This is a genomic window from Pedobacter agri (assembly GCF_032678665.1).
Lineage (GTDB): Bacteria > Bacteroidota > Bacteroidia > Sphingobacteriales > Sphingobacteriaceae > Pedobacter > Pedobacter agri_A.
This window is the reverse complement of sequence record NZ_JAVTSH010000008.1, coordinates 291269-312466: the sequence shown is the minus strand read 5'-3', so window position 1 is coordinate 312466 and position 21198 is coordinate 291269. Positions and strand designations below refer to the sequence as shown.

At 40.6% G+C, this 21198-nt stretch carries 17 protein-coding genes; 11 read left to right on the top strand and 6 right to left on the bottom strand.

Features of this window, described 5'->3' with window-relative positions:
• The 6 genes from R2Q70_RS17700 to R2Q70_RS17675 form a co-directional block, all read left to right on the top strand.
• Positions 1–2710: Ig-like domain-containing protein (locus R2Q70_RS17700; protein ID WP_316808876.1), on the top strand; the 2710-nt coding region annotated here is incomplete at its 5' end.
• A gap of 60 nt (positions 2711–2770) precedes the next feature.
• Positions 2771–3742, top strand: coding sequence for a type IX secretion system membrane protein PorP/SprF (locus R2Q70_RS17695; protein WP_316808875.1), 972 nt, complete (start codon positions 2771–2773; stop codon positions 3740–3742).
• Positions 3743–3786: 44 nt separating this feature from the next.
• Positions 3787–5748, top strand: coding sequence for an OmpA family protein (locus tag R2Q70_RS17690; RefSeq protein WP_316808874.1), 1962 nt, complete (start codon positions 3787–3789; stop codon positions 5746–5748).
• A 161-nt stretch (positions 5749–5909) separates the two neighbouring features.
• Positions 5910–6971 (top strand): AI-2E family transporter, encoded by a 1062-nt coding sequence (locus R2Q70_RS17685; RefSeq protein ID WP_316808873.1) that lies wholly within the window; start codon positions 5910–5912, stop codon positions 6969–6971.
• 14 nt (positions 6972–6985) lie between these two features.
• Entirely contained in the window at positions 6986–7348 is a 363-nt protein-coding gene (locus R2Q70_RS17680) for a PleD family two-component system response regulator (protein WP_316808872.1), read from the top strand.
• 94 nt (positions 7349–7442) lie between these two features.
• Positions 7443–8447, top strand: coding sequence for an LLM class flavin-dependent oxidoreductase (locus tag R2Q70_RS17675; protein WP_316808871.1), 1005 nt, complete (start codon positions 7443–7445; stop codon positions 8445–8447).
• 10 nt (positions 8448–8457) lie between these two features.
• Here the strand turns inward: R2Q70_RS17675 and R2Q70_RS17670 are convergent, their stop codons facing one another.
• The 3 genes from R2Q70_RS17670 to R2Q70_RS17660 form a co-directional block, all read right to left on the bottom strand.
• Positions 8458–9153: a DUF421 domain-containing protein gene (locus tag R2Q70_RS17670; protein ID WP_316808870.1), complete on the bottom strand. Its 696-nt coding sequence runs from the start codon at positions 9151–9153 to the stop codon at positions 8458–8460.
• 249 nt (positions 9154–9402) lie between these two features.
• Positions 9403–9807, bottom strand: a complete 405-nt coding sequence (locus tag R2Q70_RS17665; RefSeq protein WP_316808869.1) for a heme-binding protein — start codon at positions 9805–9807, stop codon at positions 9403–9405.
• 157 nt (positions 9808–9964) lie between these two features.
• A complete protein-coding gene (locus R2Q70_RS17660; protein WP_316808868.1) occupies positions 9965–10165 on the bottom strand; it encodes a hypothetical protein in 201 nt (66 codons plus the stop codon).
• 284 nt (positions 10166–10449) lie between these two features.
• Here R2Q70_RS17660 and R2Q70_RS17655 point away from each other — a divergent pair, with 284 nt between their 5' ends.
• A complete protein-coding gene (locus R2Q70_RS17655; protein ID WP_316808867.1) occupies positions 10450–11112 on the top strand; it encodes a hypothetical protein in 663 nt (220 codons plus the stop codon).
• Positions 11113–11120: 8 nt separating this feature from the next.
• Here R2Q70_RS17655 and R2Q70_RS17650 read toward each other — a convergent pair whose 3' ends face one another.
• On the bottom strand, positions 11121–11840 hold the full coding sequence (locus R2Q70_RS17650) for a DUF481 domain-containing protein (protein ID WP_316808866.1): 720 nt from the start codon (positions 11838–11840) through the stop codon (positions 11121–11123).
• A 134-nt stretch (positions 11841–11974) separates the two neighbouring features.
• Between R2Q70_RS17650 and R2Q70_RS17645 the strand changes: the two genes are divergently transcribed.
• The 3 genes from R2Q70_RS17645 (at position 11975) to R2Q70_RS17635 (ending at position 16036) form a co-directional block, all read left to right on the top strand.
• Positions 11975–12799: an ion transporter gene (locus R2Q70_RS17645; protein WP_316808865.1), complete on the top strand. Its 825-nt coding sequence runs from the start codon at positions 11975–11977 to the stop codon at positions 12797–12799.
• Positions 12800–13169: 370 nt separating this feature from the next.
• Positions 13170–14516 carry a putative sensor domain DACNV-containing protein gene (locus R2Q70_RS17640; protein WP_316808864.1) on the top strand — a complete coding sequence of 449 codons (1347 nt, stop codon included), beginning with the start codon at positions 13170–13172 and terminating at the stop codon, positions 14514–14516.
• A gap of 161 nt (positions 14517–14677) precedes the next feature.
• Complete coding sequence (locus tag R2Q70_RS17635; protein WP_316808863.1) at positions 14678–16036, top strand: PAS domain-containing protein; 1359 nt, start codon at positions 14678–14680, stop codon at positions 16034–16036.
• A 277-nt stretch (positions 16037–16313) separates the two neighbouring features.
• Here the strand turns inward: R2Q70_RS17635 and R2Q70_RS17630 are convergent, their stop codons facing one another.
• Together R2Q70_RS17630 and R2Q70_RS17625 are read right to left on the bottom strand one after the other, a co-directional pair.
• Positions 16314–18398, bottom strand: coding sequence for a hypothetical protein (locus R2Q70_RS17630; RefSeq protein ID WP_316808862.1), 2085 nt, complete (start codon positions 18396–18398; stop codon positions 16314–16316).
• 77 nt (positions 18399–18475) lie between these two features.
• Complete coding sequence (locus R2Q70_RS17625; RefSeq protein ID WP_316808861.1) at positions 18476–18727, bottom strand: hypothetical protein; 252 nt, start codon at positions 18725–18727, stop codon at positions 18476–18478.
• Between the two features lie 188 nt (positions 18728–18915).
• Here R2Q70_RS17625 and katG point away from each other — a divergent pair, with 188 nt between their 5' ends.
• Positions 18916–21192: a catalase/peroxidase HPI gene (gene katG / locus R2Q70_RS17620; protein ID WP_316808860.1), complete on the top strand. Its 2277-nt coding sequence runs from the start codon at positions 18916–18918 to the stop codon at positions 21190–21192.
• Positions 21193–21198: the final 6 nt, after the last annotated feature.

The following is a 21198-nucleotide window of genomic DNA, read 5'->3' as shown; positions in this document are numbered from 1 at the left end:
TACCATTCAAAACTCAGCTCCAGTAGTAACTGCACCAGCGATTACGACCAGCGAGGATACACCAGTAAACGGAAAGATCACGGCTACAGATGCAGATGGCGATCCATTAACCTTCACGTTAGTAACGCCGCCAGCACATGGTACTTTGGTTCTTAATCCTGATGGAACTTACACTTATACACCAAATGCAAATTACAATGGAACAGATAGTTTCGTAGTAACCGTGAGCGATGGTAAAGGTGGAACTACTACGGTAACCATTAACATAACGGTAACACCAGTTAATGATGCGCCGGTGGCTACCGCACCAGTAACTGTAACTACTCCTAAAAATACACCGGTTACAGGTAAGGTTACCGCAACTGATGTGGATGGTGATCCGTTAACTTATACCGTGGGTACACCACCTGCTAACGGTACCGTTGTGGTTAATCCAGATGGAACATTTACTTATACACCGAACAACAATTATAGTGGAACGGATAGTTTCACAGTAGTTGTCAGCGATGGAAAAGGTGGAACAACTACGGTAACGGTTAATGTTAATATCACGCCAACCAATGTGGCTCCAGTAGTAACTGCACCAGCGATTACGACCAATGAGGATACACCAGTAAACGGAAAGATCACGGCTACAGATGCAGATGGCGATCCGTTAACCTTCACGTTAGTAACGCCGCCAGCACATGGTACGTTGGTTCTTAATCCTGATGGAACTTACACTTATACACCAAATGCAAACTATAACGGAACAGATAGTTTCGTAGTAACCGTGAGCGATGGTAAAGGTGGAACCACTACGGTAACCATTAACGTAACGGTAACACCAGTTAACGATGCGCCGGTGGCCACTTCACCAGCTATTAGCACACCAATGAATACGGCTAAAACAGGAGTTGTAACGGCGAGCGATGTTGACGGTGATCCATTAACCTTCACCGTAAGCACTGCGCCAGCACATGGAACAGTTGTGGTGAATGCTGACGGAACTTACACTTATACACCGGCAACTGGTTATGTAGGCACAGATTCATTTACCATTACGGTTAGCGACGGTAAAGGCGGAACGACGACAGTGACCATTCCGGTTACCGTTACATTGGTTGCTGCGCCAACATTGCGTTTAACAAAAGAGGCAACCAATACCGTAAGTAAAGTTGGTGATGTCATCAACTATAATATTATGGTAACCAATACTGGTAATGTTACCTTAACAAATGTAGCCGTTGCCGATGCGGGTGCCGATGCGGGATCAATTATTCCGGCAAGTGTAGCCAGCCTGGCGCCAGGCGCAAGTGTTACGGTTACTGCCCGTCATACCGTTACTTTAACTGAGGTAAACAATGGTTCATTTAGTAACCAGGCAAGTGTTACTGCAAATACACCAGGTGGAGGTACGATTACCAAAGAGAAATCTGACAACCCGGCGACACCAGCAGTTGATGATGCAACGGTTACCATTATTAGCCCTGCATCGGCCATTACACTGGTTAAAACAGGAACAGTAAGTACCGATGGTAACAGCATTACCTACAGCTTCAGTATTAAAAATACCGGAAATGTAACCTTGCATGTCATCAACTTAGTCGATGCCAAACTGGGATTAAACAGAACCTTATCAGGAAATATGGCACCGGGTGCGGTGGTAACGGAAAGCTTTACTTATCAGTTAACACAGGCTGATAAAGATGCAGGAAGCGTAACGAATACGGCGACTGTAACGGCCAGAACACCAGCCAATCTTCCGGTAAGTGATGTTTCAGGAACTGCAGAAAACAACGATACACCAACGGTAACCAGTTTCAGCGTAAATGGTGCGATTGCATTGGTTAAAACTGCAACGTTTGAAGGCAACAAAGTAACCTATACCTTCACTATTAAAAATACTGGTCCGGTTACTTTAAATACCATCACCTTAACAGATGTTAAATTGGGCTTAAACAACAAGGCGATAACGGTAACGGGTGGTTTAGCACCGGGTGCGGTTACTACTGCTGTAGAGGTTTATACTTTAACACAGGCCGATAAAGATTTAGGAACCGTAACCAATACCGCAACGGTTAATGCTAAAACCATTGGTGGTGCTAATGTGACTGATATTTCTGGTACGCTGGAAAGCAACAATACGCCAACCGTAATTACCTTCCCTAAATCACCAAGGGCAGTAAATGACGATGGCGGTACCGTTTCCGGATCACCTAAAACAATCATCGTATTGGCAAATGATGATCCAGGTAACTCTACATTCGATAAGCTAACGGTTGAAATTGTAAGTCAGCCTAAAAATGGAAAAGTGGTGGTAAATGCTGATGGTACCATTACCTACACGCCAAACCCTGGCTTTACGGGTGAGGATACTTTTACTTATCGCGTAAAAGATGCTTACGGATATTATACCAATGTTGCTTCGGTAACATTAACGGCAACATTTGTAAACATTTCAGTTCCGAGTTTATTTACTCCGAACGGTGATGGAATAAATGATGTGTTCGAGATCAGAGGATTGAATCAATATCAATCTAACGAATTACAGATTGTTAACCGTTGGGGTAATGAGGTGTTCCATGCTAAAGGTTATCAAAATAACTGGACAGGTGAGGGATTGAATGAGGGAACTTATTATTACCTATTGCGTGTTAAGAAAGCAGGAAGTGATGAAGTGGAAGTATTTAAAGGATACATTACATTAATCAGGGCATTTAAAAATTAAGATAAGAGGCTTAGGGAGATCAGGCATGAAAACCTGATTTCCCTTTTAGATATTAAGACGATGAAAAAAATATTATTGTTAGTTGGGTGTTCCATTTTATTTTTTGCGAGGCCGGTTTGTGCTCAGCAAGATGCCCAGTATAGCCAGTACATGTTCAACGGCATTTACATTAACCCGGCTTATGCAGGTTATAAGGAGGTGTTGAATGTGCACAGTTTTTACCGTAGCCAGTGGACAGGCATTACCGGGGCGCCGAAAAGTATGTCGCTTGCCGTTGATGCGATTGCCAACAGCGGAAACGTGGGTTTGGCCCTTCAGGTATCGAGTGACAAACTGGGTGCACAAACCAATCTTGCCGTTTACGGAAACTATGCTTACCGGATTCGATTAAACGATGATGGCAGCTCCCGACTGGCTTTAGGATTGGGTGTGGGCATGGCGCAGCTGGGCATTGATGGATCAATGTTAAACCCTAACGATCCGGAACCTTTCCAGCCGGTGGGTGTACAAAGCACCATTGTGCCCGATGCCAGGGCAGGGGTTTATTTTGCTAACGATAAATTTTACGCAGGTTTTTCTGCTGATAACCTGATTGCAACTTACATCAATATCGATCGTTATGCTTTTATTCCTCAACCAAAACCACATTATTATTTAACAGCTGGTGCCTTGTTTCCGATTAACGAAAACTTCCAGGTAAAACCCTCATTTCTGTTAAAAGATGATCGGGGCGGGCCAACCAGTTTGGATGTAAATGCGTTTTTAATGATTAAAGAATTTTTATGGGTGGGTGGATCATATCGTACCGGAGTTAAACTTTACGATAAAAGTTATTTACAAAGAGACCTTACGCCAAGAAACTCAGCGGTAGCGGCCATTCAAATTTTCCCTTCTGAGAAACTAAGGATTGGTTATGGTTATGATTTTTCTATCGGGCCTTTGCAAGGTTATAGTGGTGGAACACATGAAATTTCAATTTCCTACTCATTTATCAAACCAAACATTCGCCTGGCTACACCTCGGGTTTTTTAAGCCGCATTTAAATTTGTAATTTTAGGAATCTATCCCAATATATCATGAAGAAATTTTTACTAGGTTCATGCCTCTCTCTCTGTTTTTTGCTCGCTATTGAGCTTGATACAAAGGCACAATATGTAATTAAAGATGCCGACAAGCAATACGAGTTATTTAATTATGCTAAGGCAGTCGATTTATACGAACAAGCTTACAAAAAGAAAGAAAGTTTACATGCTGCTGAACGTTTAGCCACCGCCTATGCGAACATGAATGACTATAAACAGGCCGAAAGCTGGTACGCAATCGCTTCTAAAATGGCTGGTAGTAAACCGGAAAACACTTTGGGTTACGCAAAGGCCTTACAAAGCAATTCGAAATATAGCGAAGCAAAAGTTCAGTATTTAAATTACATCGATCAGAAAAAAGATGTAACGGAAAGACAAAAAGACGTTTGGCTTTCGTCGTGTGATTCGGCGGTGAAATGGATGAAGAACCCAAAGCAGATTGAATTAATCAATCAGCAAGCTTTGAACAGCAGCCAATCAGACTGGGGCGCTACGACCTATCAGGGTGGTGTAGTATTTACTTCAGATAGAACCAATACCGGGCTGGAATCAAAAGAAAGTTCGCCGTTTTTAAAGTTTGATGGTGCGAAAACACCCGACAAGAAAATTTACGGCTGGACGGGTAATGGTTATTTGAAATTGTACATCAAACCTTCACCAACAGATAGTTTGGCTTTGTTTCCAATTAAAACCGGAACCAAATATCACGTGGGTTCGGCCAGCTTTACAGCAGATGGAAATACGATGTATTTTACCATGACCCCGATACCTAACGACTTGGAAAAAGTAAAAAATAAGCCGAGTACGGTTAATGTAGAGATTTACAGCAGTACCAAAGGTGCAGATGGAAAGTGGGGTGAACCGGTTGCTTTTCCTTACAACGATGTGAACAAGTATTCGGTTGGCGATCCTTTTATTTCAACCAGTGGAACAAGTCTTTACTTTGCTTCGAATATGCCAGGCGGTAAAGGCGGTACTGATGTGTACGTTTCATTAAAAACCGACGCGGGAGAATGGGGAAAACCGATCAACCTTGAAGAAATTAATACGACAGGCAATGAACGCAGTCCGGTGTTTGATGCGAACAATAACTTATTTTTCGCCAGTGATGGTTATGTGGGCATGGGCGGACTGGATGTTTTCAGAGCATTACGGGAAGGAGCAGGCATCGGAAAGATTGAAAATATGGGTTATCCGTTTAATTCTCCTCAGGATGACTTTGGTTTCAGTTTAAATGAAAAAGGTGGTATAGCTTACCTTTCATCAAACCGGAATAATGGTTTGGGTAACGATGATATTTACAGCATTGATCAGAAAATGATTATTGCTTTCAGATTGGAAGGAACCGTGTTTGACATCAAAACCAAGCAGCCTATTCCAAATGCACTGGTTACACTTGCTAAAGTAAATGGCGGTACCGTTAAAACAGAAGCTGATGAAGATGGAAATTATAAATTCAACCTGGCTGCAGAAACAGAATACAATGTAATTGCAGAGAAAACAAACTACCGTTCGGATAGTGAGAACCTCGCAACCATTGGGCTAAAAACATCCGAAGTGCTGAAACAAGATTTACATTTAGAGCCGGTAGAAATCAACAAAGCCATCAGACTGGAAAATATCTATTACGATTTCGACAAGTGGAACATTCGTCCGGATGCAGCTGTTGAATTAGACAAACTGGTTAAAATCATGACTGATAACCCGACCATCTGGATCGAGCTTGGTTCGCACACCGATAGCCGTGGTAAGGATGCGTATAACTTAACATTATCTCAAAAACGAGCAGAATCTGCGGTTCAATACATCATCTCAAGAGGTATAAATAAAAACCGCATCGCTGCAAAAGGTTATGGCGAAACACAGTTGTTAAATAAGTGTGCCAACAATGTTCAATGCAGCGATACTGAACACCAGTTAAACAGAAGAACAGAATTTAAAATCGTTAAACAATAATTAGAATTTAGGTTAACAAATAGATTTATTTTTTGATGCTCCCGATGAAAGTCGGGGGCATTTTTTATTTAAGCGATGTTGTCATTTCAGTTCCAAAAGAACGATGTAACGGAGAGTGGATTTACTGATAAACATTTTAAGCTTTTCCATGTTAATGAGGCATGGATAAACTTCAACGCAGCGTTTATATACTTTTACTAATTGCACTAATTTTTGGAATACTTTACTTTGCCAGCTCATTTCTCATTCCATTGGCATTGGCAGCGGTTTTCTCCATGCTTTTTATCAGATTAAGCAATTTTCTTGAATCTAAAAAAATTAACAGGGCAGTAGCCTCACTAATTTGTATATTTATATTCGTTGCTGCCATTGGGTTAATTGTAGGTTTGTTGTACTGGCAAATGGGCAGTTTAACGGAGAACATTGATGAAATGAAGTCTCGGTTGACCAACATGATTCAGGATGTGCGTTCGTGGCTGAACCAAAGCGTGGGTATTGACAAGAATCAGCAAAAGGAAATTATTAAACAGGGCAATAGTCAAACCGGCGCAGTGATTGCCGGCTTTGCTGTAAACCTGGTAAGTATTGGGGTAAGTACCATTCTGGTGTTGGTGTATATGTACCTCTGCTTATATTATCGGGCACACCTCAAAAACTTTATTTTGAAACTTGTTCCAGATCATCAGGAAGGTAAAACATCACATATTGTACATGAAAGTGGTTTGATTGCGCAAAAATATCTGAGCGGTTTAGGTGCCATGATCGGTGTGCTCTGGGTGATGTATGGCATTGGCTTTAGCATTGTTGGTGTAGAAAGTGCCATCTTTTTTGCCGTGCTATGCGGCATACTGGAAATTATCCCCTTTGTAGGCAACCTTACCGGAACAAGTTTGACTGTTTTGGCAGCTGTAGCACAGGGTGGTGATTCGAAAATGATTATTGGTGTGTTGGTGGTTTATGCCTTTGTTCAGTTGGTGCAAACCTATATTCTTGAACCTTTGATTGTGGGCGAACAAGTAAATATTAACCCCTTGTTTACCATCATGGCAATTGTTGGGGGCGAGTTTGTTTGGGGTGTTGCCGGAATGATTTTGGCCATTCCACTATTGGGTATTGTAAAAATTATTTGCGATCGTATTCCTGCACTTCAGCCTTACGGGTTTTTAATCGGGCCAGCAAAACCTGTGGTGAGGAAAAGAAATATTTTTAAGAAGAAAGCTTAGTAAAATAATAAAAAATGAAGAAAAGAATACTCATTATAGACGATGATAATGACCTGCAAGAAATATTTCCTTTGATGTTTCAACATAAAGATTATGAGCTGAAGTCGTTACTTAACGTCGAAAATATCGACCAGGTGATTAAAGATTACCATCCCGATTTGATTTTGCTTGATATCTGGATCGGGAAGATTGATGGACGTGTGGTTTGCAATTATCTGAAAAGCCATGTGGATACTGTTGATATCCCAATTTTGCTCATTTCTGCCGTAGAGATTGATATCGATGATGTGCATTGCCAACCTGATGCCATTATGCAAAAACCTTTCGAAATGGAAGAACTCATCAGTACGATGGATGAACTCCTAACGAATGTTTAACCTTTGTATATTGAAGGTCATATAATCAGCAAAGCAATACGGGGCATGTATATAAAGGATATTTTTGTGCTTTGATATTATACATAGCCGCAACATGGATACCAGCACTTTAAAAAATATTCCTTATTCCGTTCTTGATCTTGCCACTGTTTTAGATGGCCATACCGCTGCCGATACTTTTAAAACCAGTTTGGAAATTGCCCAGCAATCTGAAGCTTTGGGTTACAAACGTTACTGGTTTGCCGAGCACCACAACATGGCTGGTGTAGCCAGTTCGGCCACTGCCGTTTTAATTGGGTTTATTGCCGGTGGTACGAAAAATATTCGTGTAGGCTCCGGAGGAATTATGTTGCCTAACCACTCACCGCTTATTGTAGCCGAGCAGTTTGGAACTTTAGCGTCAATTTATCCAAATCGGATCGATTTAGGTTTAGGCCGGGCACCCGGAACAGATCAGGTAACAGCAATGGCTATCCGCGGCGAAAATTTTAATGCCGCTCACAATTTTCCAAAAGATATCGATCGTTTACATCAACTATTTTCTGCTGATAATGCCGGTTCAAAAGTTCGGGCCATTCCGGGTGAAGGATTGGATATTCCAATCTGGGTGTTAGGTTCGAGTACCGACAGCGCAAGGTTAGCCGCTGAAAAAGGTTTGCCCTATGCTTTTGCCAGTCATTTTGCGCCAGCTTTGTTCGAGCAGGCAGTTTCCATCTATAAAAATAATTTCAAACCATCTCAATATTTAGATAAGCCTTATGTAATGGCCTGTGTAAATGTGGTTGCAGCCGATACCGATGAACAGGCGGAGCTTTTATCCAGTTCGGTGAAAAGAATGTTTTTGGGTGTAATCACCGGAAGAAGGGAACGTTTGAAACCGCCAGTTGAAAACATCAATGCCTATTGGGATCAGCTGGAAAAAGAAGCGGTTGAGCAAATGCTGTATTACTCTTTCATTGGAAGCAAAGAGACCATCAAACTGAACTTATCAGCATTTGTGTCTAAGTATGGTGTGGATGAAATTATGAGTACCTCTCACATCTATGATCATGAAGCCAAGTTGTACTCAAATAAATTGTTTGCCAGTATTTTTGAGTAGTAAATCAACCTTATTTTACCCTGCAACTATCAATAGCAGTCACCCATTCATCGTGACCACATATTTCGCATTTTAGGGGCGCTTTGGTTTCCACATGCGCTACGTTTCCACAGAAAGCACAGGCATAGTTTCGATCGGGCGAGAGGCTTTTTGTTTTGTCTGCAAACAATGCCGGCAAAATAGGAAGCCCGTATCTTACTTTTTCATCAGGGTAAAAGTAGATACTTAAAGTTCCTGATGTTTCGAGAATTGCGGTGTCTACCTGGCCAAGATGGGAAATACTTTGTTGCCTCATTTCAGCAAAAAATTCATCTTGTGCCAGTGCTTCTTTTTTAAATTCTTCAGTATTAAAACGTCCATCTTTGATCAGATAAACGCACTTTCCTTCAATAAGGTCGTCTAATTTCTCATTTTTAGCAGTGAGATAAGTGGTTAAACGATACGCACCGACGATAATAAAAAAGATGATCACGGGTACGAGCAAACCAATTTCTTTGTAAAACATCGGGTCGCCGGCAGCCGAGCCTAAACTGATGATCACCACCAGTTCGAAAACCGAAAGTTGCCGTACGCCGCGTTTTCCTAAAAGCCTTAAGCCAATAAGAATGATGAAATACATGATGAAAGTGCGGAGTGCAATCTCCAGCATGAACTCCCAGTTTTCTTCGCCAATGAAGAAATTTTTCCAGTCGATAGTTAATGTCATAGCTTAAGTTGTAAGGCTATAACAACCATAACCAGAAAACGATTTACAATTCGAAGAAAATTATTCGGGGGTTAGGACGAATTCATGATGGCGAGTTCCGATTCCTTATCAGAATTTGACAACCTCATCGTGAAAAACTAATCCAGGAATGAGATTGCCCTAATTGATGAAGAATCGAATTCGCCATAATGCAAATGTATCAGTCATTCCAACGCAGGTAGGAATGTTAATCTGAAAGATCTTTTTATTTTAGGATCTCAATGCATCGGCACCTGCTGTTGCCACTTCATGATCCTGTTCTACTGTTCCACCAGAAACGCCAATCGCACCGATCACATTACCACTTTCATCGTTTAATACTACACCACCCGGGAAGGTAATTAAACCACCGTTTGAATGTTCAATGTTGTATAAAGGTTGGCCAGGTTGCGACAGTTTCCCGATTTCTCCTGAATTCATATCAAAAAAACGGGCAGTCTTTGCCTTCTTAATCGAAATATCAATCGATCCTAGCCATGCATTATCCATTCTATGGAAAGCTTTTAAGTTGGCGCCTTCATCTACTACAGCAATGTTCATAGGTACGCCAATTTCTTTTGCCTTAGCCTTAGCTGCTGAAGATAATTTTTCTACTACTTCTAATGTTAAACTCATCGTATTTATTATTGGTTAAATGTAATTGAATAACATTGTTCGAAGCGTATTGTTCTGTTATTGAGTAGTATTTGCCATTCTAATTTAGTGTAATCATTCGCTGGGAGTTTGAATCTCTTGCAAAAAAAAATCTCCGGTTAACGACCGGAGATTTTTTTTAAACCTTAACTCTTTTTGCCTTGCCTTCTGCCTTTTCGGGAATTTGTATAGAAAGAATGAGGTCGATACTTTCTGAATTGGTTTCATAGTCAGCCGCTATTTTCTCCCATCTTTTAAGCTCAAGTTGCAGGATTTCAATTTCTTTAGCTAAAGATTCTATTTTGGTTTGAATTGATTTTCTAACGTTCGTATTTGCCATAACACAAAATTAGGATTTGAATATTAATTTAGTGTAGCCTCATGATGATTTAGTAAGAATAAATTACTTTCGTTCTGGCAATCAATGTTTTATGGTGGCATCGAATTTTCAACATTTTCTACTATCAATTGTGAATATTTTTATGAGCTGAAATACAAGGAGAAGCATTTTATAAATGTCGATTTGTTTGCAGTGGTTTTGTTGCCAAGGCGCAAAATATTAAATTTACCATTCGAAGAATACGGATAAAGTATTCGAAGATTAGGAACCGAACAACTTTTAATTTGCAACTCTCTATTTTATCTTTTCAGGAGGATCGTCCTTTTATCTTTACTGATCTTCGTTTCTACATTGCCGAAGCTGCACATTATATTATGGCGCTAAATTTTCAGCAGGAATTTGAATTGTTATATATTGATTTGACGGCAAAGCCTGAAAACAAACCGGGTATTGTAGGCTTGAAACTTATTCGTGATGCAAAGAAGACCATGCATCCGAAAATCTACGATCATTTGGCCCTGATTAACATCTCTTCCGTTTGTGCGGCCACTATTAATGCTCACGGCAAGGAAAAAGTGCTACATGACAAAAGCAAGTATCCTGCCCAGGCAGAACTAATGGTAATCGAAGGATGTATGGCGGATTATGAAACTTTTAAGAAACATTTACTGCCTGTATCGCGACACTTCATATTACGCCCCATACATACCGAATGGAATACGATTTTAACAGCTTTCGATTTCTTTCTGATGGATGGTGTATGGGAGGCCGTAACCTTTGTTGGTGCTATATTGGCGAAACATAAAAATGACGGGGGAGTTAGTCATCTGCAATTATTTGAGCAGCTATCGCGGCAGGATTTTTTTGCCGTGTTATGTTCATCAATGGAAAACTTTCTTCACCGGCGGTATCCGTTAAGCAAAGAATCTTTAAAATTGAATGTGTAGCAATGTTATTAAAAATATTTATCCAGGCTCAGTCCGTAAGTGAAATTAAGGTTTTCTCTGCCGGTAATATTCAACCGGTTATAGTTTAATGCCGTGGTTAAGCTGATCCATTTTCGAAGTTTTAAACCAATGGTGGTTGATGACCGGATAATATAATCGCCCCTGCGAGAAAATGAGTTTTGAAGAAAATGGCTGCCATCAATGGTTAATATGTCCTTCACCAGGAAATGAAATTGTAACCTCAGCGAGTTACGTAAAGTGTTGTAACTTTCACCTACTACCAAACTACTCTGGTCAAATAACACACCATTACTCAAATTAATATAAGCATTGCTATCATCTAGAAAGCTGTAAGCAATACCGCCGCCGGCAAGCAACTGGTTTTTTAATTTCAGTGAGTAACTGGTATTATAATTCACCAAACCCCAGTAATAAAAATGCGGCGGACCTTTAAATAAGTTGAAGTTTAAGGTACTTGAAAAATCATTATTGCTTAGGCTCTTGTTTTGTTTTCCATATAACCAGCTTGTGGTAGAATTTAATACAAAAGTCTCTTTTTTCATACCGAAATTTAAGCCGTTGTTAAGCAAGTATGCCCGCTGATCATTGGTTCGGTTGATTGATCCGGTTGATGAGAGTAAGATGTGGTAATTTGTACTGTCGCTATATTGGGCATTGGCAGAGAAGTAGCAAAGGATCGTGAATAAGAAAAGTAGAAATTTCTTCATATTTAGTTTAACACATTTACAACAAGTATGTTTACCTTTTACAGAAAGCGGGCCAGAATCAATACAATATAATCCACCTAAATTGCCGCGATTAGTGAATGGCTAATGTGACTGCAAATGATTAATTTTACATCATGAAACCAAAACCATCTGAGCATTGGCGTTTTCGATTGCATGAGGTTATTTATGAATCAAACACTCCTGCCGGAAAAGCTTTTGATGTAGGTTTGCTCGTTGCCATATTTACCAGCATTATGGTGGTTATGCTTGATAGTGTGGTAAGCATTCACCGGCAGTATGGTGCCTTGTTTTACAAGTTGGAATGGATATTTACCGGATTGTTTACTATAGAATATATTTTGAGGCTGGTTAGTATTAAAAAACCCATCCGGTATGTATTCAGCTTTTTAGGCATCATCGATCTGATTTCTCTGTTGCCATCTTACCTCAGCATATTTATCATCGGCGCACAATCGCTTTTGGTATTCAGGGCATTAAGGTTATTGCGTGTTTTCAGGATTTTCAAACTGGGTGAATTTTTGAGTGAAATTCATTTCCTTACCCAGGCATTAAAAAACAGTTTTCGAAAAATCAGCATCTTTTTGCTTACGGTACTTACCATTACGGTCATCCTCGGATCAATCATGTATCTGGTAGAAAAAAAGGAAAATGGTTTTTCCAATATTCCGGAAAGCATTTACTGGGCCATTGTAACCATTACTACAGTTGGTTATGGCGATATTTCGCCCATTACTCCAATGGGAAAATTTGTTGCATCGGTGGTTATGCTTATTGGTTATGCCATCATTGCCGTCCCGACCGGAATTATTACACACGACATTGCGGTTGCCGCAAAATCAAAAAAGGAAATGCCCGAATCTTGTCCGAGCTGCAGTTTAGAGGGGCACGATTCTGATGCACTTTTCTGCAAGCACTGCGGTTCATCTTTGTTTAGATAATTGGTACTTATCTGATAGGAAATTTAAACAAATAATGCTGATTAGGTTTATTCTGTAACACATTAAACAAATGTCCATTATTGTTTGTATATTAATCAAGTTGAGCAGATTATCATGGTGCCATGCATTCCCCGGTAATGTATTACAGAAGTTAGAAATTTAGGAAATTATTCCTTCTTTTCAAGATGCACAGATTTACACGGGGTAAGAAAGTAACGCCATGATAGCTGCATAACAATTAGTTTCTATTGCGTTGGTTTGTTACACCAACAGGCAAACAATCAAAAGTTAAAACTTCCTGAAATAAAATTTAACAATCGGCTTGAAAAACTATTCAACTGCTTGATTGTTTTATATCAAATCGTATCCTTTGGAAAATTCACGTCCCCAAGATCTTGCCTTACTGGTTCAAAATAAACTGAGATTGGCAAAAAGCAGAACGCCAGTTCCAGGAATTGATATTCTGGAGGCGCTCTTCGATTGCCTGTTTTTTTCGAGTATGTGTAAAGAGGAAAGTGATCTGATTCGCGTAACGGTAACATTCATTGATCCTGCTAATCCAGATCCAACGCCGCCTAAAATCATTGTACCTGAAAGATGGAGTTTTGTTGCTTTTGAGCAGCCTATTGCCATGAGCACAAAATCTTTGGCTAAACTTTCTAAAGCAGCCGATCCATCTTGCTCCTCGCTGGCCGTTTATTATAATGAGCGGGGACAACTTTTCATCTGGGGCATGATCGACCAGGCGATGCATTATCAGAACTTTTTAAATTACGAATCTGATACGCACTCTGAACAGCCGGGGCTTTTTCAGGTGGCTGTGAGTGATATTGGTACGCTCCATGTATTGTTTGATTACGAACTTCTGGCTACATTAAAGCAGAACGTTTTGGTAAAGCGCTATCTGGATGTGCTTACCATCGGGCCCATCTCCAAAATCTTAAAGAAAAATGCGGAGCTGCTAAAACTAAATATTAAAGAATACCTTGCAGAAGCTTATCCGGAGGAGGCATATGAAGACTGGGAAGAATACCTTGACGGCCTTTGGATTCAAACCTTTTCGAGGTTGCTGCTTAAAATCCAAAACTATCAACATGGCGGAGCGATACTCATTGCCGATGATCATGAAGATCTTGATATCAAATACAAAATTCACTACCAGCGGCTAACAAATGCCATGATTGCACATGCCCGATCTGCAATTGATAACTTCTTTTTCGAGCGTACCATAGATGAACAGCTCGAAGCTGGAAGACGTTCCATCAACAAACGCTTATATCAACACGAAGCCTTATCGATAAATATTAAAAAAGGAACGGGAGATGAAATTAGTGGAGCAATTAGCTTCATTGCTTCGCAGAGTTGTGTAGATGGTGTAGTGCTTTTCGATAGAAATATGGTAGCCAATGGTTTTGGCACGGTGCTCAGGGCTAAACGAATGCCGCGAAAAATTTACGTGTCTGCTACATCAACTGCCTCAGCGAAATCACTCACGGCAGATGATCCTAAACATTATGGAACCCGGCACAGGTCGATGATTGCCTATTGCTGGAACCACCCTACAGCCTTGGGTTTGGTGATTTCGCAAGATGGCGAAATCAGGGTATTCTCCAAAATTGAGGATAAATTGATTATGTGGGAAAATATCAAAACACAACAATATATGACGAATAAATCTCAGCGTCAGAAAGTGCAGGAACTAAAAATTACCACATAGGTTTAACGCCAATAAGCGCCATGATCCTTAGAAATAATCTAATTATGATTAGACTTTTTAAGCAGGTAATTTCACTAAAATACAATAAGTTTATATTTACATTCCTTCGCCGTTACACCTTAATTGTTTTTAAGTGAGAAGTGCTGGATGTAAAATTGAATATGATGACAGTAAACGAACTATGGCTACGCCGTGATGAAAGTGCCAGATTGGCTACACTAAGCCGCTACAAAACAGTTTGTAGTCCCTCTGAACATGCACTCGAAGATTTTGCACAACTGGCTTGTGAGATATTTGATTTGCCAATGTGCCTGATTACATTAATAGACCAGGATAAGGTTTACCTAAAAGCCTGTGTTGGGCTTGCAGGAAGGAAGTCGTTACCCCGCACCGAATCGCTGCTTGGCCAGTTATTGCCAGCAGATGAGGTTACAATCGTGGGCAGCCAGGAAGAAACCCTTTCATTCTCCAGATTGCTAAATAATACCATCGGTTTCTGTGCAGGAGTAGCACTTATCACACCCGATGGACATAACATCGGCTCGCTTTGGCTGATGAACGACCAGGCGACTGAATTTGAGTTGAAAAAGCAAACTTTACTGATGAAGTTCGAACAGGTACTTATCGATCGGATGGGCTTATGGCTGGTTGCCGCAGAAGATGCAGCGATGCGTTTACAAAATGTAAAACTGGCTTCAGAAAACGAAAAGGTGGTAGCGAAAATGTCGCACCTCATGGATTATCATCAGGAAATTTCAAAAGCAAACAATGTTTTAGAAGGGGTGCTTGATAGTTTTGAAATGATTTTTCAGCAGGCACCCATCGCCATGGGCATTTGTTCGGGTGCTGATAAAAATATCTGGCAAGCCAATGCCATGATGGAGAAAAGTTTTGGAATGAACATTATCGGCCGACGGCTTCATCATTTAATCACGGAAATAAATGGAGAAGATTTTGAGCAGGTTGTGAATGATACTTACCAGCAGGCGAAACCTTTCCAGGCGAAAGAAGCAAAATTATTTATTGATCTGCCCGGCGAAAAAAAACATATCTACGCAAATTTATCCTTGCAGCCCGTGGGCAGGATGGGAGATGAGCCAGATAACATCATGTTCATTATTGATGATGTAACCGAACAGGTATTTTCGAAACAGGTGATGGAAGAAGCGAATAACGTTTTGATTAATGCCATTGAAGATACCGATATGGGTTATACCATTGTAGACTTCGCCACCAAAAACATGAATGCCAATGCCAGGTTAAAACAAAATTATGGATATGCTCCATCTGAGGCATTTAATTATGATGATCTTTTTGCTGCAATGCTGCCAGAATACAGAGATGAGATTAAAGCTGCCGTAGAAAAGGCAATTGTGAACAGGAGTATTTATCAATCTGAATATCAGGTACGCTGGCGTGATGGCTCAGTCCATTGGATACGGGGTTATGGAAAACCAATTTATGATGCAAATGGTAAAGCCTCCCATATTATTGGTTTCAATAAAATTATTTCAAAATAGGAATTATCTTCATTCGTGAGCTTAATAACTTATTTCATTGGTCGTCAAGAGCTGGTTGGGTGATATAGCCTTTTCACGCTTTGATGGTTAACAGCGTTTTGAAAAACCCATTTGTTTAAAAATGAGAAAGCCCCAAATTTCTAAGGGGCTATAAATTTTTGTTTTATCGACATCCATCTTTAAAACTAAACCAAACAAACTATATACTTAGACAAACAGATCTAAATATTGTTTTAAAAAAAATAAATTTTTCAATTCGCCTGCTTTTTGCCGTTGATTATTTATCTAACCAAATCATCTGCGTAAAAGCGCCATTGGCGGCCACGTCCCAGGCTTCTACCCGAACCCATTTACGCCCGGCAAGTTTGACAGGCCAGTTGAAAGTTTTTTTACCAAAGCTTTGCGTATCATTAAGGTTAATGCGCTGGTGGTAGATTTCTTTTCCATCGCCGGATACAATATCAACAAAGTTTAACGGGAAGGTCCATTCTAAAGCCATGTTTATATTTGCAGTTCCGGTGGATGTTAGCTTTAATGTTTCGCCGGATTTTTTGCCATTGATGCTGAAAGCAGGAATAAGCACCTCACCGGTAGAAACGAAAAACTTACCCTTCCGCATGGCATCTAAAATACTTTGCCAGCCCTGTTCATAGTTTGGCAAATTTGGCAGCTCCAGATAATTTACGTTGAGGTGCGCATACATTTCATTTTGATGGGTGATGGTAAAAATATCTGCTTCAGAAATTACATGTTTTCGAAGGCCCCAATTTGCCATGTCATCGCCTAATTTTAAAACCCGTTGGCTTAACGTAGGAATTGATAAATCTGCTGGAATGGCTTTCCAGGCGGCACCGAGAAAAGTTGCCGATTTAAAAAAATCCTCATCTTTGTAGGCATCCGGATAACCTGTTGAGGCTTTTGTGCGGGCATGGGCTGTCCAGGCTAATCCTTTCTCCAATTCCAGTAACTTTAACATTTCCTCTTTATTTCCCACATGATATACTTTCCCCAGTTTCGGGTCGTCGGTTACAAAAGATTCATTGGGTTTACGCGACATCACCCAATACACTGGTTTCGGAAAAAATGCCAGCCAATGCCCACCAAAAAAGTTGTTCGCTTCTTCACCTGGCAAAAGCAGGAATTTACTATCTGATAATCTCTTAGTTTGTTGAAATAAAGCACCCAGTTCTTTTAAACGATCATTATCTGGACCTTTCGGATGCCCCGGCCCATGAAACTCTGCAAGTTTTACAATGTCTAAACCATGTTTTTTAAGCACATCAACAAATTCTGGTTTTTCCGGTACAGGCTTTCCAGCCAATACTACATCCGAAATAAATTCATTGTGAAAATGTGTAGCCATGGTTTTATAACCAGGCACCGCTTTATATGAATCATTGTGTGTAAATTTCTTTACCTGCGTTAAAACGGAAGTCGCATTGCCTTCATCCAGCAGGCAAAAAAAGTTTAACCTTTGCTGGGTTTTTGGAGGCGCATTAAACCAGGGCACATATCTATTGTCGCCATAAGGATCCTGACGAATGCCCATGCCAAAACCCGGAATAAGCTTATGGAAGTTTTGGCCGTACCAGGTAAATTTAAGGTTGAAGGCTTCATCCAAAGGATAAAAATACTGGTGTGGCGCTGGAAATAAGGCCAGACTTCCGCCAGGATTTTCGCCAATAATGGTTCTGTATTTAACTTCAAGGTTTCTGCTGGTATCTGAAGCAGATGGCGTAGCCTGCTGCATCTGATCCTGAACATTTGCCCAGGCCATAGATTTCCATAGTGCTTTCCTGCTCACTAACCCCGCATCGTAAAGAATAGCTGTTGAATCAATTTCAGTTGACAATACTGCTGCAACATTAAAAAGCGGACTTCCGTTATATAAAGTGATTTCAACATTTCCTTTGAATCGGTCTGCATGAGCACTGTTAATCGTTAGTATAGTCTGCTGTCCGTTGGTTGTTATTTTGGCATCCTGCTTATCGATTTTTACGAGATAGGAGTGGAAGGGTTTTTTAGGAACGCGATCGAAAAACACATCCCAGCCGCCACTGTTAGGGCTTAAGGAGCGCTTGCCGATGGTAAGCACAAACGCAGGATCTAAGTCTGATCCGATTTCTTTAAATATTTTTCCTTTAGCCAGCTGAACACTTTTGAGCATTGCATGATCATTTTCCAGATCGATAAGCATTTTGCCCGTTTGATTGTTGCCAGCTGGCCAGGTTAAAGTAATAATCTTTTGATTCACGCGAACTTCAGATCCGTTTTTTTTAAATCCTGAGAGGTCGACTTTTGATTCTTGTGCACCCGCATGTAGCGCAAAGAGAAATACATAGGTTAGAATAATTTTTCTCATAATAATTAAAAATAGAGAAAATAATTACCCTGTTACCTTAAGATAAGTAAAAATGATGATAGGTGTTTAAATAAGTTCTAAATCGATTTATCTTCCCCTTGCTCATACCTGTCTTCCCCTTCTTTATCTTCGTGAACGATAAGCGACTCTGGAGCAGCCCCCGCATTGTTTGAGCCTGTTCCTGAAGTTTTTGGTGTGCTCAATATATCGTTATTATTTTGTTCGGGATGTTCTTCTACTGCTGTATTGCCTAAAGCCTTCTGGCTTAATTCTTCCTGATCGTTTCTATCATTTTCTAATTCAGGATTCTGGTTATCTGTATCTATCATGGCTATATTAATTTATTGAAGAACAGTATTTGAAAATTAAAGTTTCGAAAAATGTTTTTAGATAATAGATTTTGGCTATTAAAATATAGAATTAAATGATTGGGATTATCGCCATTAATCTCCTAATTTTATAATACTGTCAAAACACATGGTTTGGGCATTTGTTCAACCTATAAATATTTTAACTAATGGAAAAAGACTCAAACGACATCAGCAAATGCCCTTTTCACAATGGCAGCATGAAGCAAAATGTAGGCGGTGGCGGTACCCGAAACCGCGACTGGTGGCCAAATCAATTAAAGCTTAATATTTTACGTCAACATTCTTCTTTATCTGATCCGATGGATAAAGAATTTAACTATGCAGAAGCCTTCAATAGCCTTGATTTGGAAGCTGTTAAAGCCGACTTACATGCTTTAATGACTGATTCTCAGGAATGGTGGCCGGCAGATTTTGGTCATTACGGTGGTTTATTTATCCGTATGGCATGGCACAGCGCCGGTACCTATAGGGTAGGCGATGGCCGTGGTGGCGCAGGTGCAGGCTTGCAGCGGTTTGCCCCATTAAACAGTTGGCCAGATAATGTGAGCCTTGATAAAGCAAGAAGATTACTTTGGCCAATTAAACAAAAATACGGGCGTAAAATCTCATGGGCAGATTTGATGATCCTTACGGGAAATATCGCCCTCGAATCAATGGGTTTTAAAACTTTTGGTTTTGCAGGTGGCAGGGCAGATGTTTGGGAAGCTGACGAATCTGTTTACTGGGGATCAGAAAAAACATGGCTAGGCGGCGATGTTCGTTACGCTCATGGATCAGATGGTGTTTCTGAAAGTGGAGGCGTTTTAGTGAGCGATGATGATGCCGATGGCGATGTGCACACCCGTAATCTCGAGAAACCACTTGCTGCAGTACAAATGGGTTTAATTTATGTAAATCCTGAAGGACCGGATGGTAATCCAGATCCGGTTTTAGCGGCAAAAGATATTCGTGATACGTTTGGTCGCATGGCGATGGACGATGAAGAAACTGTGGCATTAATTGCCGGTGGACATACTTTTGGAAAAACACACGGAGCAGCTTCATCAGATCATGTAGGCAAAGAACCTGAGGCTGCAGGAATTGAAAGTCAGGGATTTGGCTGGCATAACAGCTACGGTTCTGGAGCGGGGAGAGATGCCATTACCAGTGGCCTTGAAGTAACCTGGACCACTACACCAACGCAATGGAGCAATAATTTTTTTGAGAACTTATTTGCATTCGACTGGGAGTTGAGCAAGAGCCCGGCTGGTGCACACCAATGGGTAGCTAAAAATGCTGAGGCGACTATTCCAGATGCGTTTGATGGTTCAAAGAAACATTTGCCAACAATGCTTACTACGGATTTATCGTTGAGATTTGATCCTGCGTATGAGAAAATTTCCAGAAGATTTTTGGAAAATCCTGATCAGTTTGCTGATGCATTTGCGAGAGCCTGGTTTAAGCTTACGCACCGCGACATGGGGCCAGCTGCCCGTTACTTGGGTCCGGATGTTCCTCAGGAAGAATTATTATGGCAAGATCCGATTCCAGCCGTGAATCATGCTTTGGTAAATGAGGCTGATGTAGAGGCCTTGAAATCGAAGGTGCTGCAATCAGGCCTAAGTGTTTCTGAATTGGTAGCTACTGCATGGGCTTCAGCTTCAACCTTCAGGGGATCAGACAAACGTGGCGGTGCAAATGGTGCCCGTATTCGTTTAGCGCCTCAAAAGGATTGGAAAGTAAATAATCCTGCACAGCTGCAAAAAGTATTAAATGTATTGGAAGGTATTCAAAATGACTTTAATGCTTCGCAGTTAGATGGTAAACAAATTTCTTTGGCCGATTTAATTGTACTTGCTGGCTCAGCAGCAGTTGAAAAAGCTATTAGCAATGGCGGTTATGCTAACAAAGTACCATTTACTGCCGGTAGGATGGATGCCTCTCAGGGTCAGACTGATGTGGAGTCCTTTGGTTATCTGGAGCCACAAGCCGATGGTTTTAGAAATTACAGCAAAACGAAATTTACCGTTTCTACTGAAGAATTATTAATTGATAAAGCACACCTACTTACCTTAACTGCACCAGAATTAACGGTTTTATTAGGTGGATTGAGAACGTTGGATATCAATTTTGATGGTTCAAAAAATGGTGTATTTACCCATAATCCTGGTCAGTTGAGCAACGATTTCTTTGTGAATTTGTTAGATATGAACACCGCATGGAAAGCAGTTTCTGAGGATAAAGAGGTTTATCTGGGAAGCGATCGTAAAACCGGGCAGCCAAAATGGACTGCAACCCGTGCTGATTTGGTATTTGGTTCAAACTCAGAATTAAGAGCAATTGCGGAGGTTTATGCCAGCTCAGATGCAAAACAAAAATTTGTTGATGACTTTGTAAAGGTTTGGACGAAGATCATGAATCTGGATCGGTTCGATTTAGCTTAAATTATT